Annotated in this window: 18 protein-coding genes and 1 tRNA gene; 11 read left to right on the top strand and 8 right to left on the bottom strand. The window is 31.3% G+C overall.

Features of this window, described 5'->3' with window-relative positions; all coding sequences use genetic code 11:
* The 6 genes from mutL to ACHZC3_RS13295 all read right to left on the bottom strand — a co-directional run.
* Positions 1–819 (bottom strand): DNA mismatch repair endonuclease MutL (gene mutL / locus ACHZC3_RS13320; RefSeq protein WP_394760380.1); only part of this gene is annotated, 819 nt, incomplete at its 3' end.
* Positions 820–939: 120 nt separating this feature from the next.
* Positions 940–1,185 (bottom strand): 4a-hydroxytetrahydrobiopterin dehydratase, encoded by a 246-nt coding sequence (locus ACHZC3_RS13315; RefSeq protein ID WP_394760379.1) that lies wholly within the window; start codon positions 1,183–1,185, stop codon positions 940–942.
* Complete coding sequence (locus ACHZC3_RS13310; RefSeq protein ID WP_394760378.1) at positions 1,163–1,900, bottom strand: phenylalanine 4-monooxygenase; 738 nt, start codon at positions 1,898–1,900, stop codon at positions 1,163–1,165. The genes ACHZC3_RS13315 and ACHZC3_RS13310 overlap by 23 nt, the downstream gene beginning before the upstream one ends.
* 234 nt (positions 1,901–2,134) lie before the next feature.
* Entirely contained in the window at positions 2,135–2,830 is a 696-nt protein-coding gene (locus ACHZC3_RS13305; RefSeq protein WP_394760377.1) for a DUF6624 domain-containing protein, read from the bottom strand.
* Between the two features lie 3 nt (positions 2,831–2,833).
* A complete protein-coding gene (gene ribH / locus ACHZC3_RS13300; protein WP_394760376.1) occupies positions 2,834–3,403 on the bottom strand; it encodes a 6,7-dimethyl-8-ribityllumazine synthase in 570 nt (189 codons plus the stop codon).
* 76 nt (positions 3,404–3,479) lie between these two features.
* Positions 3,480–4,277: a tol-pal system YbgF family protein gene (locus tag ACHZC3_RS13295; protein ID WP_394760374.1), complete on the bottom strand. Its 798-nt coding sequence runs from the start codon at positions 4,275–4,277 to the stop codon at positions 3,480–3,482.
* A 140-nt stretch (positions 4,278–4,417) separates the two neighbouring features.
* On the opposite strand from ACHZC3_RS13295, the gene recF reads away from it, so the two are divergent.
* From recF to ACHZC3_RS13260, 7 genes are read left to right on the top strand one after another with little or no spacing between them, the layout of a single operon-like run.
* Positions 4,418–5,497, top strand: coding sequence for a DNA replication/repair protein RecF (gene recF / locus ACHZC3_RS13290; RefSeq protein ID WP_394760373.1), 1,080 nt, complete (start codon positions 4,418–4,420; stop codon positions 5,495–5,497).
* Positions 5,498–5,523: 26 nt separating this feature from the next.
* Positions 5,524–6,216, top strand: a complete 693-nt coding sequence (locus tag ACHZC3_RS13285) for a thioredoxin domain-containing protein (protein WP_394760372.1) — start codon at positions 5,524–5,526, stop codon at positions 6,214–6,216.
* A gap of 1 nt (position 6,217) precedes the next feature.
* Positions 6,218–6,892 carry a DUF2461 domain-containing protein gene (locus tag ACHZC3_RS13280; RefSeq protein WP_394760371.1) on the top strand — a complete coding sequence of 225 codons (675 nt, stop codon included), beginning with the start codon at positions 6,218–6,220 and terminating at the stop codon, positions 6,890–6,892.
* Positions 6,893–6,901: 9 nt separating this feature from the next.
* Positions 6,902–7,963, top strand: a complete 1,062-nt coding sequence (locus ACHZC3_RS13275) for a glycosyltransferase (RefSeq protein WP_394760370.1) — start codon at positions 6,902–6,904, stop codon at positions 7,961–7,963.
* Positions 7,964–7,966: 3 nt separating this feature from the next.
* The gene (gene asnB / locus ACHZC3_RS13270) at positions 7,967–9,814 is read left to right on the top strand and encodes an asparagine synthase (glutamine-hydrolyzing) (RefSeq protein ID WP_394760369.1); all 1,848 of its coding nucleotides are present in this window, start codon (positions 7,967–7,969) and stop codon (positions 9,812–9,814) included.
* 42 nt (positions 9,815–9,856) lie between these two features.
* On the top strand, positions 9,857–10,870 hold the full coding sequence (gene murB / locus ACHZC3_RS13265) for a UDP-N-acetylmuramate dehydrogenase (protein WP_394760368.1): 1,014 nt from the start codon (positions 9,857–9,859) through the stop codon (positions 10,868–10,870).
* A gap of 10 nt (positions 10,871–10,880) precedes the next feature.
* Positions 10,881–11,495: an FMN-binding negative transcriptional regulator gene (locus ACHZC3_RS13260; RefSeq protein WP_394760367.1), complete on the top strand. Its 615-nt coding sequence runs from the start codon at positions 10,881–10,883 to the stop codon at positions 11,493–11,495.
* A 6-nt stretch (positions 11,496–11,501) separates the two neighbouring features.
* Here the strand turns inward: ACHZC3_RS13260 and ACHZC3_RS13255 are convergent, their stop codons facing one another.
* On the bottom strand, positions 11,502–12,764 hold the full coding sequence (locus ACHZC3_RS13255) for an asparagine synthetase B (protein ID WP_394760366.1): 1,263 nt from the start codon (positions 12,762–12,764) through the stop codon (positions 11,502–11,504).
* 185 nt (positions 12,765–12,949) lie between these two features.
* On the opposite strand from ACHZC3_RS13255, the gene ACHZC3_RS13250 reads away from it, so the two are divergent.
* Positions 12,950–13,024: transfer RNA gene (locus ACHZC3_RS13250), tRNA-Pro, on the top strand.
* A gap of 109 nt (positions 13,025–13,133) precedes the next feature.
* Here ACHZC3_RS13250 and ACHZC3_RS13245 read toward each other — a convergent pair.
* Positions 13,134–13,814 (bottom strand): Crp/Fnr family transcriptional regulator, encoded by a 681-nt coding sequence (locus tag ACHZC3_RS13245; protein WP_394760364.1) that lies wholly within the window; start codon positions 13,812–13,814, stop codon positions 13,134–13,136.
* A gap of 108 nt (positions 13,815–13,922) precedes the next feature.
* Here ACHZC3_RS13245 and ACHZC3_RS13240 point away from each other — a divergent pair, with 108 nt between their 5' ends.
* The 3 genes from ACHZC3_RS13240 to ccoN form a co-directional block, all read left to right on the top strand.
* Complete coding sequence (locus tag ACHZC3_RS13240) at positions 13,923–16,301, top strand: heavy metal translocating P-type ATPase metal-binding domain-containing protein (protein WP_394760363.1); 2,379 nt, start codon at positions 13,923–13,925, stop codon at positions 16,299–16,301.
* A gap of 75 nt (positions 16,302–16,376) precedes the next feature.
* Positions 16,377–16,571, top strand: a complete 195-nt coding sequence (ccoS, locus tag ACHZC3_RS13235) for a cbb3-type cytochrome oxidase assembly protein CcoS (RefSeq protein WP_394760362.1) — start codon at positions 16,377–16,379, stop codon at positions 16,569–16,571.
* Positions 16,572–16,573: 2 nt separating this feature from the next.
* The coding region (gene ccoN, locus ACHZC3_RS13230; RefSeq protein WP_394760361.1) for a cytochrome-c oxidase, cbb3-type subunit I at positions 16,574–18,304 on the top strand (1,731 nt) is incomplete at its 3' end.

Raw genomic sequence — 18,304 nt, 5'->3', positions numbered from 1 at the left:
TTCGTAAGCATTCATAATAGCGTGATGTAAATAACCGCTTTTTATAAATCGGTCGTTCACAAAAAAGAATTGTTCTCCTTTGTTTTTCTTGGCAAATTCTGGTTTTCCTATAAATCCTTGTATCGATACAATATCAGTAGTTTCCTGAATAGGAACCAGTTTTTCATTGGTTTTACCCGAAAATATATTGACAATTCTTTGTCTTGCGTTTGATTGTGGCAAATTAAACAATTCGCTTCCGTTATGATAAAAAGTAAAATGAATATTGTGATGCGCCAAAGCTACTCGTTGAAATTCATCGATAATATGACGCAATTCGACAATATCCGATTTTAAGAAATTTCGACGCGCTGGAATATTAAAAAATAAATTTTTGACTAAAAATGAAGTCCCTTTAGGCAAAACAGCAACATCTTGCGATACAAATTTGCTTCCTTCAATGATAATATGTGTTCCTAATTCTTCTTGATCTTGCTTGGTTTTCATTTCTACATGCGCAATAGCAGCAATAGATGCCAGAGCTTCACCACGAAAACCTTTGGTATGCAAATCGAATAAATCTTCTGCTTGACGAATTTTTGAAGTGGCATGACGCTCGAAACACAAACGCGCATCGGTGACCGACATTCCTTTACCATTATCTATGACTTGAACCAATACTTTTCCTGCTTCTTTACAAATCAGTTTAATATCGGAAGCTCCTGCATCGATAGCATTTTCTAACAATTCTTTGACTACTGATGCAGGTCGCTGAACGACTTCGCCAGCGGCAATCTGATTGGCTACATGATCAGGAAGTAATTGAATTATGCTTGACACTATTGGGTTTTAGGTATTAAATTATAAACATCGCTTACAAATTTAAGGAAAAGGTTTTGGTTAACATAGTTAAGAAGATACTAAAAAAATAAATATATAATTATTTTTTGCAAAACCCTTTTACACCAAATCATTATAAATATCCGAAATACTTTGGGCTAATTCTCTATCTAAATCCATTATTTTATTTGCAGTATGTGTAAATAAGTCTAATCGTAAATGAGAACATTTACTAATCGTTGCGTCTGGATGATGATTTACGGCATCAGCCTTTTTAGCAACTAAAACCAAAAAATTAGCCAAATCGGTTTGAGTTTTAAAATCAAAATCACGGCAAAGTCTATTATTTTCTATCTTCCAGCTCATAATGCATCCATTGTTTAGTTAATTTAAGTATGGCTTTTTTCAATTCATCAAAATTCGCAATAATAAAATATTTATTCTGCATTTCTGAAGTACAAAACGGTGTATTTATAATTCGTTCGATATCAAAATCGATACGCTCGATTTGATTAGAAATCAAACAATTATTTGATTCACCGTAAGAAGATAAAATTCCAGCTCCATAAATTTTTTGATTATTTGACTCTAAAATTAATCCAAATTCAATAGTAAACCAATACAAACGCTGCAACATAATCAATTTTTCATGATCATGTATCATTGCTTTTCCAAGAATTCCAAATTGGTGTATAAATTCTGAATAAACAGGTAATGATAATAATGGAATATGCCCAAAAACATCATGAAACATATCTGGTTCTTCCAAATAATCTAATTTATCCATGGTGCGCAACCAAGTAGAAGACGGAAATTTTTTTGCTGCTAATAACATAAAAAAATCTTCCACAGGAATCAATCCTGGTACACATTCTATTTCCCAACCCGTTTGATTAGAAAACCAATTATTAATTTTTTCAAAATTAGGCATCTCATTAGCATTCAAACAGCTTTCCATTTTGGTTAAAGCGTTTAAATAATCTTGACCTGCTTTATTTTTTAAGTTTTCAGCTTGTCTTTCAAATAAAATAGTCCAAACTTTTAAATCTTCTTCCGTGTAATTTTCAAATTGTTGTTTCATGATAATTTAGTTTAAAAAAAAAGTCTGGTTCTAAAAAGAACCAGACTTGTGTTATTATAAAAATACGACACTACTATCCTGTTCTTTTAGAAAGAATAAGATAATAATATTGTGTATTTGTGTTTTGTTTCATTTGGTAAATGTATGAAAAAGGTTTTTTATTTTCCTAGAAAACATTAGTTAAAAACAATAATCTGTAAAACTTTAATTTACAGATTATTTAAACTTATTATTTTAATGTTTTTTAAATTCTATGATTTTTAATTTCTTGTAGTCCTCAAGAGTAAATATGGTGTATTCCATTCCCATATTTTTAGCATTTTCTTCAACTGTATTTTCAAATCCTGCTTTTTCTCGAAGTTTATTTACTTTTTTAGTGTTTTTTATCGGCCAAATAAAATTAAAAAAAACTTCTTCATTATCTTTATTCAAAATATGTCTTCCAGCTCCTTGAGTTCCATAAATTTGTTCTTCCCCTTTGTACATTAACATTCTATCTTGCATCATCGCAACCAAAGTAAATGGTATTTGCTTCTGTTTCCACGCTTTTTGAATTAATGAAAAGTATTTAGGGATCTTTTCTGAATGTTGAATTACATACCAAACAGCTTTATTTGTTGGTTCTCCTACAAGTGATTTGCCTGGATAACCGTATTTAGAGATTATATTTTCGACTCTGATAAGATTTATTGAATCTTGCTTATTGACTAATTTCCAAATATTTTTACTCAACTCTTCTTTTGAGTATCCTGTAATTTTTAAAATTTCGTCTTTCCGGATTTCAGTAATTTCTGAATTGGAATATTCTCGAAGAATTTGATCAGATTGGAGAATATCGTCTAATTCTCTTTTTAAACCTTCATTTATTTTAATTTGAGATTGACAGAATCCAAAAAAGAATAAAAAAAGAATTTGAAGTAAATATTTCATAATCTACTCTTCTATTTTCAAAGGTAAACCTTCAATTTGCAACTGATTTGCACTTAATAATTTTTCGCTTTGGTGAAAACCCAAATTAGCTTGTTGTCGTAAGTAAGCCATTTTTATGGCAGCAATTGCCGCTTCAGTTCCTTTGTTTCCGTGAATTCCTCCACTTCTATCTATAGATTGTTGTTCGGAATTGTCCGTTAACAAACAAAAAATAGTAGGCACATCAGACAAAACATTCAAATCCTTGATTCCTTGTGTTACGCCTTCGCAAACAAACTCAAAATGCATGGTTTCACCTTTTATCACACAACCTATAGTAATTACTACATCAGGTTTTTGTGTTTCAATCATTTTTTTTGCGCCGTAAATGAGCTCAAAACTTCCAGGAACACTCCAACGGATAATGTTTTTGTGCAATGCACCACAATCGGTTAACGCCTCAATTACCCCTGAATATAATCCTTCTGTAATATGATCGTTCCATTCAGAAACAACAATCCCAAACCGAAAGTCTTTCGCGTTTGGGATTGTGTTTTTATCGTAATTAGATAAATTTTTATTTGCTGTAGCCATCCTAATTTAAGATTGCAGATTTTAGATTTTAGATTTCAGAAATCTTATATCTGAAATCTAAAATCTAAAATCTAGTTTATTGTGCCATTCCAATCAAAGCATCGATATTCTGAGCTTCTGGAGTTACTTCAAAGTTATCTTTAATATCTGTAAAATATTTTAATGCATCTGCTTTTTTACCTAATGACATTGCTGTTTGCCCTGCTTTTAGTAAAAAACGTGGTGTTGTCATTTCATTTTTATTACTTTCAGCTGCTTTTACATAAAACTCTAAAGCTTGTTCTGGTTTTTTTAATTCTGCATTAGCATCACCTATTGCACCAATCGCCATAGCAGATGTAAAAGCATCTTCTGATTTGAAATTTGACAAATGATCTATTGCTGCTTGAAATTTCTTGGTATTTAATAAAGCCATTCCAGCATAGTATTCAGCTAAATTACCAGCATCAGTACCAGAATTAGTTTTTATAATATCTAAAAATCCTTGTTTTCCATCTCCACCATTCAAGGCCAAATTATATAAAGAATCACTAGCGGTTCCAGTTCCTTCTACAGCTTTCTTAAAATACTGTTGTGCTTGAAACATATCACTTGCTGCTTCGCTCTCTTTTGGTCCAGAAACAAATTTGTTATACAACAAATAACCTGCTGTAAGCAACGCAATTCCACCAACTATTGATAAAATGATGTTTTGATTTTTAGCAACAAACTCTTCCGTTTTAGAAGCTGTTTCGTCTAATGTATTTAAAACATTAGCCGTTGTACTGTCTTTTTCATCAACATTGATTGTGTTCTCAATATCATTTACGTCAGTTTCTACTTTTACTTCTTCAGGTTTTGGAGCTTTATATCCTCTTTTATTATAAGTTGCCATTTGTATTTAATTTAATGAGCTGCAAAAATAAAATTTTTATTCATAAATAAAAGATGTTTTACGGTTATTTTTAATAATTTGCAATCCTAATTGAAATGTACGACAATATATAGTTAAAAACAGGCATTTCTACCTATTATATGTATCTAAAAAAAATCTCCTTATTTAATTTTAAAAATTTTGATGAAGCAAGTTTCGAATTTGAGCACAAAATAAATTGTTTTGTAGGAAAAAACGGTGTTGGAAAAACGAATGTGCTCGATGCGATTTATCATTTGTCGTTTGGAAAAAGCTATTTTAATACATTAGCCGTCCAAAACATAAAGCATAACGAAGATTTTTTTGTGATTGATGGCGAATTCGAAAAACAAAATCGTTCTGAAACTATTCTTTGCAGTTTAAAAAAAGGACAAAAGAAAATCCTGAAACGCAATGGAAAAATATACGAAAAATTCTCAGATCATTTGGGTTTTATTCCGTTGGTTATTATCTCGCCAACTGATGCAGATTTAATTCGAGAAGGAAGCGAAACCAGAAGGAAATTTATCGATAGTGTGATTTCGCAATTAGATAATCACTATTTGCAAGAATTAATTTTGTACCAAAAAGTAGTAAGTCAACGCAATGCATTGCTTAAATATTTTGCCGTAAATCGTATTTTTGAAACGGAAACTTTAGATATTTATAACGAGCAATTGAATGCTTATGGAAAAAATATTTTTGAAAAAAGAAAGCAATTTTTAAATGATTTTATTCCTATTTTCAATTCATTTTATCAAAATATATCCAATTCCTCCGAAACGGTACAATTGGAATATGAAAGTCAGTTAGAAAATCAGGATTTATTATCACTTTTACAAGAAAATATAAATAAAGACAGGGCATTACAATATACAAGTGTTGGAATTCACAAAGATGATTTATCATTTAATATAGAGAACTACCCTATCAAGAAATTTGGGTCACAAGGACAACAAAAGTCTTTTTTGATTGCTCTAAAATTGGCTCAGTTTGAATTTGTAAAAAAACAAAGTGGCGAAAAACCGATTTTATTATTTGATGATATTTTTGACAAACTAGACGAAACTCGTGTAGCAAAAATTGTAGCTATGGTCAATAATGATGATTTTGGACAGTTATTTATTTCCGACACACATTCTGAACGAACAGAAAATATTGTAAAATCGACTCATCAGAGTTATAAAATATTTAATCTTTAATGTTTATATTAGCTAAAAATTTAAAAATGAAAAAAATAATTTCTATTCTATTAATAAGTCTACTTTTTATAAGTTGTAAAGGACAAACTTCAAAAGCAATACAAACTATTGATGTAAAATCTTTTGCAGAAAAGCTACAAACTACTGAAAAACCTCAATTACTTGATGTTAGAACACCCGAAGAGTATGCCGTAGAACATATTGAAAATGCAACAAACGTAAACTGGAACGGAAGCGATTTTGTAGCTAAAGCTAGTAATTATGACAAAACAAAACCCATTTTTGTATATTGCAAAGTAGGTGGAAGAAGTGGACAAGCGGCTGAAAAACTAAACGAATTGGGCTTTACAACCATATACAACCTTGATGGTGGCATTATGAAATGGAATGCCGCTGGTTATTCTAAACCAAGCTCAGCAAAAATTGGAATGACAAAAGCCGAATATGAAAAACTACTAATTTCAGACAAAAAAGTTTTAATCGATTTTAATGCTAAATGGTGTGGTCCGTGCAAGAAGATGGCTCCTTATTTAGAAAAAATGAAAGTCGAGCTAAAAGACAAAGTAATTATTATAAAAATTGATGCCGATGAAAATAAAACCTTATGTGAAGAGCTAAAAATAGAGGCGTTACCAACTTTACTTCTGTATGAAAACGGAAAAGAAATCTGGAAAAACATAGGTTATATTTCTGAAGAAGATTTAAAAAAACATTTGTAAGATGATTACCAAAGAAGCAATTCAGTTTATTGACGACCTAAAAGCCAATAACAACACAGAATGGATGCACGCCAACAAAAAACGATACGAAAATTACAAAAAAGACTATCATCAGTTTATCGCATCCGTTTTAGAAGAAATGAAGCCTCTAGACAAATCGTTAGATTTATTAGAAATTAAGAATTGTACTTTCCGTATCAATCGCGATATTCGTTTCTCTAAAGACAAACAACCATACAAAACCAACATTGCGCTTTGGCTAACTACTAATAAAAATAGAAAAAATAGTCCTGGTTATTACATACATTTCGAAAAAGGAAGCTCGTTTATTGCAGGTGGCGTTTGGTGTCCAGAAGCCAACGAATTAAAAAGCATTCGAAAAGAAATTGCATTTTTTTATGATGATTTGGAGGCAATTGTAAACAATCCAACTTTTAAAAAAGAATTCAATGCCATAAGTCGAGAAGAGGCAAATGTGTTAAAAAAAGCACCAAAAGGTTACGAACCCAATCATCCTGCGATCGAATTTCTAAAACTAAAAAGTTATACTTGCTCTCAAAAAATTGACGATAAATTATTTTTAGACAAAGATTTTTCAAAAAAAATAGCTCAAAAATTAATTGCTTTAAAACCACTAAACGAGTTTTTAAACCGTGCTTTAGAAACCGAAGAATAACATATTATAATGCAAAAAAAACGAATTCTTTTTCTTGGAGAAACTTACAGAGCCGACGCCATTACTTGGATGAATGGTTTGAAGGAATTTGGCGATTTCGAAATTGTTTCTTGGGAATTACAAACCCGAAGCACTGGTGTTTCTAGATTAAAAAGACTTGTTGAACTTGCTAAGTCATTTCTAACGATAAGAAGTATTGCAAAAAAATTTAATGCCGACATGGTTATTGCAGAAAGAACCACTAGTTATGGTTTTTTAGCGGCTCTCTCAGGAATAAAGCCAATAGCAATTGCACAACAAGGAATAACAGATTTGTGGCCTGAAAATTCTCCGTTATATCCATTTAAGAAAATTATTCAAAATTACGCTTTCAAAAAAGCTGATTTAATACACGCTTGGGGTCCAGTTATGGCTGAACACATGAAAAAAAGTGACGTAAATATGTCTAAAGTTATGATTTTGCCAAAAGGTATAAATCTATCTTTATTTGAATATCGTGACACCACGAATGAACCAAAATTAAGAGCAATTGTAACACGATCTCTGCTTCCAGAATATAAGCATGAAATTATTTTGAGAGCTTTCTCATCTCTAAAAAAACAAAAAATTCCGTTCGAATTAACTATTATAGGTGACGGAATATTGTTTGAAAAATTGAAATTGCTTAGCAAAGAATTAAACATTGAAAATCAAGTAATCTTTACTGGAAGAATTAATAATAATGATTTACCAAAACTTTTACAACAATCAAATTTATATATAAGTATGCCTACAACCGAAGGCGTTTCTGCATCTTTATTTGAAGCGATGGCTTGTGGAAGCTTTCCAATTGTGACTGATTTACCTGGAAATAGAAGTTGGATTAATCAAAAAGAAAATGGTATTTTAGTTGAATCTGAAAATAGTAAAAAATTAGCCGAGGAAATCATTTGGTCTTTTCAAAATCCTGAAATTAGACAAAAAGCAGTTCTAGAAAACAGAAAATTTATTGAAAACAATGCCAATTATGCTGTTAATATGAAAAAAATAGCAGACGAATATCATAAATTAATTAATACCAAATCTAATTAACTTATGTGTGGTATAAACGGAATTTTTCACCTTAACAACAAATCTATTGACGAAAATCAGCTCTTAAAAATGCGTGATGTTCTCGAACATCGAGGACCGGACGATGCTGGAATTTTTATCGAAAATAATATTGGATTTGGTCACAGACGATTGTCAATTATTGATATTTCTTCCGCTGGACACCAACCTTTTTATTCTGAAAATGGAAGATATGTTATTATTTTTAACGGCGAAATATACAATTACAAATCTTTTTATCCCGAATTAGAAAATAAAGGAATTACATTAAAATCAGGTTCCGATACCGAAGTTTTACTAAAACTATATGAACTATATGGTTTACGAATGTTGTCCCGCCTAAACGGAATGTTTGCCTTTGCCATTTGGGACAAAGAAGATAAAAAATTAGTTTTGGCAAGAGATCGAATGGGTGTAAAACCATTGTATTATTCGTTGTATCAAAACACTTTATACTTTGCATCAGAACAAAAAGCTCTTTTTGCAGCAGGAATTCCTATACAAATATCAGAAAGCGGATTAGAAGAATATTTCTTTAACAGATTTGTTGCTGGAGAAAATACATTATACACTAATGTAAATAAGCTTTTACCAGGACATTACATGATTATTGATGCAAATGGAAATACAAAAACCACAAAATGGTGGAATCTAAAAGAAGAAATACAAAACCATAATCAGATTACAAATCCCAAACAATGGTTTGAGGAAACCTTTTTCGAATCTGTAAAACTACGCATGGTAAGTGATGCTCCTGTTGGTGTTTTACTCAGCGGAGGCTTAGATTCTTGTTCTATTTTATCATCCTTATACCATCAAAGCTATAAAAATATACAAACTTTTAATATTGGTTTTTCTGAAGAGCATCATAACGAATCTTATTTAGCAAAAAAAATTACCGAAGACTATAAATATGAATTCAATACGATAAAAGTTGAAGGTGATTTTTTGTTTGACAATCTTGTGGAATCAACTTATTTTCAAGATGAACCACTAATGCATCTTAACGAACCTCATTTGCTGGCAGTTTCCAAATTAGCAAACTCTAAAGTAAAAGTTTTACTCTCCGGCGAAGGTGCCGATGAATTAATGGGTGGCTATGTTCGTTACAAAGCCTTAAAAAATCCTTCATTATTAAAAACTATTTCATTTTTAAGTAATCTAGACTATTTCAATAACAATCCTAGATTTGATAAACTGATGCGTTATTCAAAAATTAGAGACCAATCTGATTTGATTCTTTTTAACGGAACCAGTATTTATCCGGATGATATTAATTCGTTTTACGGAAAAAAAACAAAACCTACAAACGAATATCGTTATCAAATACTAAAAGAAGCGCAAGAATTGTATCCCAATAATTTGCAGAGACAAGCCTTATATTTTGATCAACATACTTATATGTGCTCCCTTTTAGATAGAAATGATCGTTGTACTATGGGCGCATCTATAGAATGTCGTGAGCCTTTTTTAGACCAAAGACTAATTGCTGGATTGGGAACACTAGATGATAAATGGTTATTTTCAGGCAAAAAAGGAAAATATATTCTAAAATCCACAATGGAAAACAAACTACCAAAAGAAATTATAAATTTCAGAAAAATTGGTTTAAGTTCACCTTGGGAGAATTATTTAGTATCCGATTCTAAATTTAGAGATGAATTACAGAATTTTGCAAAAAGTGAAATTTTCAATATGCCTTTCCTAGAAAATCTGAATGGACAAAAACTAGTAGCACAAATAGAAAAAGGCGACAAAAAGATAATTCCATACATATTGCCATTATTTATGCTTCATATTTGGCAAAAAAACTATTTTGAAAAATTTGTTTAAATTCTTTATGTTATTTTTGTGATCTAAATAATCATCCTATTTATGAATATCATTCCTAATTTTTCTCTAAAAAAACACAACACTTTTGGTATTGAAGCCAAGGCAAAAAAATTTGTAGCAGTGCATTCTGTTTCAGAATTGAAAACAATTTTACAAGAAAATAAAAATGAACAAAAATTTATTTTGGGAGGCGGAAGTAACATGTTACTCACCCAAGATATTGATGCTTTAGTTATTCATGTTAATTTGAAAGGAAAAAAAATAGTTAAACAAGATGATGATTTTGTTTGGGTAGAAAGTCAAGCTGGTGAAAACTGGCATGAATTTGTACTTTGGACTATCAATAAAGATTTTGGAGGATTAGAAAACATGTCACTTATTCCAGGTAATGTTGGTACAACTCCAGTACAAAATATTGGCGCATATGGGACAGAAATAAAGGACACTTTTGTTTCTTGCGAAGCGATGCATATTGCAACCCAAGAAATGAAAACTTTTACAAATACAGAATGTAATTTTGGTTACAGAGAGAGTGTTTTTAAACAGGAAATAAAAGACCAATTCATTATTACATCTGTTGTTTTTAAATTAACAAAACACAACCATAAAATAAACATTTCATACGGAGATATTCAATTAGAATTAGCTAAAAAAAATATCGAAATTCCGGGTTTAATTGCAATTTCAAATGCTGTAATTGCGATTCGTCAAAGTAAATTACCAGATCCAAAAGAGTTGGGAAATAGTGGGAGTTTTTTCAAAAATCCGATTTTATTAAAGTCGGAATTTGAATCGATTCATAAGAAATTTCCAGAAATGAAATTTTACGAAATTTCAGAAACCGAAGTAAAAGTTCCTGCGGGTTGGCTTATAGAGCAAGCAGGTTTCAAAGGAAAACGTTTTGGCGATGCAGGAATTCATAAAAATCAAGCTTTGGTTTTAGTCAATTATGGCAATGCGACTGGACAGGAAATTTTGAATGTTTCTAAGGATATACAAAAGACAGTTTTTGAAACTTTTGGTATTCATATTGAAGCGGAAGTAAATGTGATTTAATCTTTAAACAATGTATATTCCAGATATTTACAAAAACGAGGATCAAGAAGAAATTCGCAGTTTTATTCACGAAAACGGATTTGCAATTCTTGTCAATCAAACCAACACTAAACTTTGGGCAACGCACATTCCTTTGGTTTTAGATAAAAATCCTTCTGGAAAAGCTATTCTTGTTGGACACGTTTCTATAGAAAACCCTCAAGGAGAAAGCTTAAAAAACGAAACAGAAGTTCTAGCCATTTTCTCAGGACCACATTCGTATATTTCCTCGTCTTGGTACGACCACGAAAATGTTCCTACTTGGAATTATATGGCAGTTCATGTGTATGGAAAAGTAAAAATTTTAAACCTCAACGAATCCATTCTTTCATTAAAAAAATTAGTCGATAAATACGAAGCAAATTCAGAAAAACCTGTTCGAGTTGAAAATTTATCAGAAAAAACAATGTTGCAAGCTAAAGGAATTATTGCTTTTGAAATAGAAATCACATCAATAGAAGCAGTGAAAAAAATATCTCAAAATCGTGACGAAAAAAACCACCAAAATATAATTACCGAGTTAGAAAAAACACAAGATTATAATGCGTGTCAAATGGCAAAAGTGATGGCAAAAAACAAAAAGTAGTTTTTATTATGTTTTCTGCTTCTTTTTCCTAGCAGCTGGAAACAATACATTATTTAAAATTAAACGAAATCCTGGAGAATTGGGATGCAAGTCTAAAACCGTTGGTTCATCCCCTACTCTATGCTGAAAGTCTTCAGGATCGTGACCACCATAAAAAGTAAAGAAGCCTTTCCCTTTTTGACCATGAATATAACGAGCTTCTTCGTTTATTTGGTTTTCGCCTAAAACTAGAACATTTGTTTTTATCAGCTGCCTATCAAAAGAGGTGGTTTGTCCCATAAATCCTTTGACAAGCGAAGTGTGATTTTGGCATAACATACTTGGTATAACATCCCATTTTGCCGAAAATTCCATTAAGGTAAAATAATCTTTCTCGAAGGGAATTTTTCTTTTTTCGGTCATATCAATATCAGAAAATTCATAATGTTCGGGTTTTCTGTCTAAGATAAACTCTTTAAAAGCAAACGTTTTAGTGTAATCAATTTTAGATTGGTAATTAGCCTCACTAGCATCACCATCAAACATAGATTCGCAAATATCAATATTTTCGGCAGCTAAAGCAATATCAAAACTATCGGTTGCTGAACACATTGCAAACATAAATCCACCGCCAATAACAAAATCACGAATTTTTCTAGCAACAGCTCCTTTTTCTTCAGAAACCTTATTATAACCTAGTTTTTTTGCTAAAGCTTCAGCATCTTGCTTCTGCTGAATGTACCAAGGCGCCGTCCTATAAGCTCCAAAAAACTTTCCGTATTGTCCAGTAAAATCTTCGTGATGCAAATGCAACCAGTCGTATAGTATTAATTGATCACTTAAAACTTCAGTATCATAAATTGTTGTAAAAGGGATTTCGGCATACGTCAAAACCATAGTCACAGCATCGTCCCAAGGTTGTTTTCCTGGTGGAGAATATACAGCAACTTTTGGCGCTTTTTCTAACACAACGGTTTCCATATTTTGAGATGGGGAAGATATATCTGCTAAAATTTGATTGGTTTCTCCATCGGAAAGCACCTCAAAACTGACACCACGAATTTGACATTCTTTTCTAATTTCAGAAACATCCGGCAATAAAAAAGAACCTCCACGATAGTTAAGTAACCAACTCGCTTTGTATTGTTTATCTAGTGCCCAATAGGTAATACCGTAAGCTTTTAGATGATTCTTTTGAGAAGTTTCGTCCATAGGAAGCAAAATGAAATTGGCTCTAACAGAAACTGTAATTAAAATAAAAAGGATATAAAGTAACTTCTTAGAAGGCATTTCTTAAATATTATTTGCTTGTGTCAAATATAATAGTTTTAATGTGAAGAAAAACATAAAAAATTATCATCAAAACTAGAAACCTGGTACTAACTAAAAAACATAGAATTTAAAAATATGTTCAATTTATTTTGATTATTTATTTTGAAAAGTGAAATTAAACCTTATATTTGCACTCGCTTACACGGGGTGTAGCGTAGCCCGGTTATCGCGCCTGCTTTGGGAGCAGGAGGCCGCAGGTTCGAATCCTGCCACCCCGACTAAAGTCGAACAGAAATGTTCGGCTTTTTTTATAGCTATTAATTCCACTAACAGCCATTTTTGATTTATATAAATCCGAAATTATAAAAACATTCAAAAAAAGTTAATCTAACGTGATAATTTGAGTAACGCATTTTTTTGAAGAATTGTGATTTTTTTTCCCTCTAAATAAATAATCTCTCCTTTGTTCATTTCAGATAATAATCTTATACAACTTTCGGTGGCAGTTCCTATCATACCTGCTAATTCTTCTCTCGAAAGCTGAATACGCAAACTTTGATCTTCATTTTTGCCAAAAGTATCTTCGAGGTAGAGTAAAATTCCTGCCAAGCGCTCTTTGACTGTTTTTTGAGCCATTGAAACCATATGATCATCGGCTTCTTTTAAATCTCCACAAATGGTTTTCATGACATTCATAGAAAAATCATTGTTGTGATTAAAAAAACCTAGTATTTCTGCCTTTGGAATAAAACAAACTTCCATGTCTTCTAGAGCTACGGCAGTTAAATTTGCAACCTCATCACTAATCATAGAACGCTGTCCAAGCAATTCTCCTGGCTTTATCAATTTTACAATTTGGTCTTTACCATTGGCGCTTAATTTAGACAACTTACAAACACCTTCTTTTATACAAAATATAGCATTTACATTTTCTCCTTCTTCAAAAATAGATTCTCCTTTTTTTATCGTATGCGAGGTTTTACAATCTGCCATACGCAAAAGTTCTTGTTTATTAAGTGTCTTTAGAGAACTAAATTGTCTGACAATACATTGCTCACATTTACTCATCGAATTCACATTTACTTGTTTTACAAAATTACACTTTTATATGACAAATATCATATTTTAAATTCAGCTACTGTGTGACCTTTGCTAAAGGTAAAATGAGTAAAGTATATGGACACGCAAAACTGTTTCCATTGTGGTTTGGATATTGTAAAAGAAGACGAAATTATTTTTGATGATAAGCTATTTTGTTGCAACGGTTGCAAAACCGTTTACGAAATTTTTTCTCTAAATGATATGACTTGCTATTATGATTTTGAAAAATCACCTGGAACAACCCCACAAGATAGTAAAGGCAAATATGATTTTTTAGATAATGAAAGTATTATTTCAAAATTGCTTGAATTTCAAGAAGAAACAACCTGCATTGTTTCACTTAGCATTCCTCACATTCACTGTAGTTCGTGTATTTGGATTTTGGAAAATTTACAGCGTCTTCAAAAAGGCATAAACACTTCTCAAGTAAATTTTCCTGAAAAAAAAGTTAGAATAACTTATAATCCAGAAACTGTTTCTCTAAAAACAATTGTTTATTTATTAAGCTCTATAGGTTATGAACCTTACATTAGTTTAGAAAATTATGAAACCGGAAAAAACAACATCGACAGAAGTTTAACCTATAAACTTGGAGTAGCTTTCTTTTGTTTTGGGAATATTATGTTGCTCTCATTTCCAGAATATTTTGAAGTCAAAGAATATTGGCTAGATCAATACCGAGGTTTTTTCCGTTGGTTAATATTTGCATTATCATTGCCATCGTTTTTTTATTCAGCAAGTGGTTATTATGTTTCGGCCTACAAAAGCATCAGATCTAAGATGCTAAATATAGACATTCCGATTGCTTTAGGAATTGTCGTAATGTTTGTGAGAAGTACATTTGATATTTTTATGGATTATGGATCTGGTTTTTTTGATAGTTTAACAGGTTTGATCTTCTTTATGCTTTTAGGAAAAATGTTCCAAATCAAAACCTATAGTTTTTTAAGTTTTGAAAGAGATTTTAAATCCTATTTTCCTATTGCAATAACTAAAATAAATACTGATACTTCTGAAGAAAGCATCCCTATTTATGATGTTCAAAAAGGAGATAGATTACTCATTAGAAATCAAGAATTGATTCCAGTTGATGGAATTTTAATATCCGAAAAAGCAGAAATTGATTATAGTTTTGTTACTGGTGAAGCCATTCCTATTACTAAAAAATCGGGAGATAAAATTTTTGCTGGAGGAAAACAAATAGGTAAAGTAATCGAAATGGAGGTTTTACATTCGGTTTCCCAAAGTTATTTGACACAATTATGGAGTAATGATGTTTTTCAGAAAAATGTAGCTCAAAATCACAAAACGATAACCGATAAAATTAGTCGATATTTTACTCCTATTCTTTTGTTAATCGCTTTTGCAGGGTTTGGATATTGGATATTTTTTAATGCAAATACTGCTTTCAATGTTTTTACAGCCGTGCTAATTGTAGCTTGTCCGTGTGCATTGGCGTTGACTGCTCCGTTTACTTTTGGAAATGTTCTACGAATTTTAGGTAAAAAGAAATTTTATCTAAAAAACGCTTTAGTAATCGAACAATTAGCAAAAGTTGATACTATTGTTTTTGATAAAACGGGAACGATTACAACTAATAAAAAATCGAATATTTCTTATGAAGGAAACGCCCTTTCTGATGAAAATGTGTTTTTAATAAAAAGCGTACTTCGAGCGTCTAATCATCCTTTAAGTAGAATGTTATATGATTTTCTACCCGCAGTAAAACACACTAAAATAAATCATTTTGAAGAAATTACAGGAAAAGGGATTCAAGCACAAATAAATGGAATTGAAATACAAATTGGATCCGCTTCTTTTGTCCAAAAATTAGAAGAAAAAAGTATTCAGCAAACATCAGTTCATATAAAAATTAATGATGTTTATTTAGGAAAATACATTTTCAACACCCAATATAGAGAAGGTTTAGAAACTCTTTTTAAAAATTTAAATACCAATTATGAAATTAAAGTACTTTCTGGAGATAACGAAGGTGAGCGTGAAACTTTAGAACAAATATTACCTAAAGGAATTGAATTGGTTTTTAATCAAAAACCAGAGCAAAAATTAGATTTTATTAAAAATTTACAAGAAAGCGGAAAAAATGTAATGATGGTTGGAGATGGATTAAATGATGCTGGAGCATTGGCGCAAAGTAATATTGGAATTTCTATTTCAGAAAATGTAAACGTATTCTCTCCGGCTTGTGATGCTATTTTAGACGCGAGTGAATTTCAAAGACTAAACTATTTTCTTAAGCTATCTAAAAAAGCAATAACTACAATTAAAATGAGTTTTACGCTTTCATTATTATACAACGTTGTAGGATTATCGTTTGCCATTACTGGAAATTTATTACCATTAGTAGCAGCAATTATAATGCCTTTAAGCACTATAACAATTGTAAGTTTTGTCACTTTGATGAGTAATTATTACAGTAGAAATTTAAAATAGAAAAAAAAGAAGTATGATAAATATCATATTCTTAAAGAATCAACAATAGTAACTTTGTTAACACAAATTTAAGGTATGAGTGTCATTTATTTATTAATCTCCATCAGTATTATTGTTGCAATTGGCTTTTTTATTGCTTTCATTTTAGCGGTAAAAACAGGTCAATACGATGATGATTATACCCCATCGGTCAGAATACTTTTTGACGATGAACTCAAAAAAATAGAAAATCCAAAATCAATACAAACAACAAAAGAAAAACAAATTTAATTATGGAAATGCAACAATTTTATTATGACAACAAGATTGTAAAAAAATTCCTTTATGCAACAATCCTTTTTGGTGTGGTCGGAATGCTAGTAGGTCTTTTATTAGCAACTCTTTTTATATTTCCTAATTTGACCGAAGGGATTTCCTGGTTAAGTTTTGGAAGATTAAGACCTTTACACACCAATGCAATTATTTTTGCTTTTGTAGGAAATTCAATGTTTGCAGGGATTTATTATTCACTACAACGATTATTAAAAGCTAGAATGTTTAGTAATTTCTTAAGCAATCTTCACTTCTGGGGATGGCAACTTATTATAGTAGCTGCAGCTATTTCTTTACCTCTTGGTTATACAAGTTCTAAAGAATATGCAGAATTAGAATGGCCTATAGATATTGCTATTGCTTTAATTTGGGTTGTTTTTGGTATTAATATGATAGGAACTATTATCAAAAGAAGAGAACGCCATTTATATGTTGCCATATGGTTTTACTTGGCAACTTTTGTAACTGTTGCGGTTTTACACATTTTTAATAGTTTAGAATTACCAGTTTCAGCAATGAAAAGTTATTCTGTATACGCAGGTGTTCAAGATGCTTTGGTACAATGGTGGTACGGTCATAATGCAGTAGCATTTTTCTTAACAACACCATTCTTAGGATTAATGTATTATTTTATACCTAAAGCAGCAAACAGACCTGTATATTCTTATAGGCTGTCTATTGTACACTTTTGGTCATTAATATTCATTTATATATGGGCTGGACCGCATCATTTGTTGTATTCTGCGTTACCTAATTGGGCACAGAATTTAGGAGTAGTTTTCTCAATAATGTTAATTGCACCATCTTGGGGAGGAATGATAAATGGGCTTTTAACTTTGCGTGGTGCTTGGGATAAAGTAAGTACTGAACCAATATTAAAATTCTTTGTGGTAGCTATTACGGGTTACGGAATGGCAACTTTTGAAGGGCCAATGTTATCACTAAAAAATGTAAATGCCATAGCGCATTTTACAGATTGGATCGTTGCTCACGTTCATGTAGGCGCACTGGCTTGGAACGGATTTATGGCTTTTGGAATGATTTATTGGTTAATTCCACGAATGACTAAAGGACCGTTGCATTCTATAAAATTAGCAAATTTTCACTTTTGGATTGGAACTTTAGGAATCATACTTTATACACTTCCAATGTATGTTGCAGGTTTTGTTCAAGCTTCTATGTGGAAAGAATTTAACCCAGACGGAACATTAACTTATGGTAATTTTCTTGAAACCGTAACCGCAATCATGCCAATGTATTGGATGAGAATGGTGGGTGGAACACTTTATCTAATTGGAATGTTTGTTTTGGTTTATAACATTATTCAAACCGTTAGAGCAAATGCAAATGTAGAAGACGAGTTGGCTGAAGCCCCTGAATTAGTAAGAATTAGTTCTAGAAGAATAAAGGGAGAAAAATTTCATCCTTGGTTAGAAAGAAAACCAATTCAACTTACCATTTTAGCAACAGTAGCTATCTTAATTGGAGGCGTTATTCAAATTGTGCCTACCATTATGGTAAAATCTAATATTCCAACAATTGCAAGTGTAAAACCATATACACCATTAGAATTAGAAGGACGTGATTTATATATTAGAGAAGGTTGTGTAGGTTGTCATTCGCAAATGGTAAGACCTTTTAGAAGTGAGGTAGAACGTTATGGACCACAATCTAAAGCAGGGGAATCTGTT

The organism is Flavobacterium sp., from assembly GCF_043720215.1.
GTDB lineage: Bacteria > Bacteroidota > Bacteroidia > Flavobacteriales > Flavobacteriaceae > Flavobacterium.
Note: the sequence above shows the minus strand (reverse complement) of the source record. Positions and strands in the feature narration are given on the sequence as shown.

Bases quoted from the DNA above. Each gene is read 5' to 3' on its own strand.
- ccoS (WP_394760362.1), top strand. From the start codon at position 16,377: ATGAGTGTCATTTATTTATTAATCTCCATCAGTATTATTGTTGCAATT.
- ACHZC3_RS13285 (WP_394760372.1), top strand. From the start codon at position 5,524: ATGAAAAAAATAATTTCTATTCTATTAATAAGTCTACTTTTTATAAGT.
- ACHZC3_RS13280 (WP_394760371.1), top strand. From the start codon at position 6,218: ATGATTACCAAAGAAGCAATTCAGTTTATTGACGACCTAAAAGCCAAT.
- ACHZC3_RS13260 (WP_394760367.1), top strand. From the start codon at position 10,881: ATGTATATTCCAGATATTTACAAAAACGAGGATCAAGAAGAAATTCGC.
- ACHZC3_RS13275 (WP_394760370.1), top strand. From the start codon at position 6,902: ATGCAAAAAAAACGAATTCTTTTTCTTGGAGAAACTTACAGAGCCGAC.
- ACHZC3_RS13305 (WP_394760377.1), bottom strand. From the start codon at position 2,830: ATGAAATATTTACTTCAAATTCTTTTTTTATTCTTTTTTGGATTCTGT.
- ACHZC3_RS13315 (WP_394760379.1), bottom strand. From the start codon at position 1,185: ATGAGCTGGAAGATAGAAAATAATAGACTTTGCCGTGATTTTGATTTT.
- ribH (WP_394760376.1), bottom strand. From the start codon at position 3,403: ATGGCTACAGCAAATAAAAATTTATCTAATTACGATAAAAACACAATC.
- asnB (WP_394760369.1), top strand. From the start codon at position 7,967: ATGTGTGGTATAAACGGAATTTTTCACCTTAACAACAAATCTATTGAC.
- recF (WP_394760373.1), top strand. From the start codon at position 4,418: ATGTATCTAAAAAAAATCTCCTTATTTAATTTTAAAAATTTTGATGAA.
- ACHZC3_RS13295 (WP_394760374.1), bottom strand. From the start codon at position 4,277: ATGGCAACTTATAATAAAAGAGGATATAAAGCTCCAAAACCTGAAGAA.
- ACHZC3_RS13240 (WP_394760363.1), top strand. From the start codon at position 13,923: ATGGACACGCAAAACTGTTTCCATTGTGGTTTGGATATTGTAAAAGAA.
- ACHZC3_RS13245 (WP_394760364.1), bottom strand. From the start codon at position 13,814: ATGAGTAAATGTGAGCAATGTATTGTCAGACAATTTAGTTCTCTAAAG.
- ACHZC3_RS13310 (WP_394760378.1), bottom strand. From the start codon at position 1,900: ATGAAACAACAATTTGAAAATTACACGGAAGAAGATTTAAAAGTTTGG.
- ACHZC3_RS13255 (WP_394760366.1), bottom strand. From the start codon at position 12,764: ATGCCTTCTAAGAAGTTACTTTATATCCTTTTTATTTTAATTACAGTT.
- murB (WP_394760368.1), top strand. From the start codon at position 9,857: ATGAATATCATTCCTAATTTTTCTCTAAAAAAACACAACACTTTTGGT.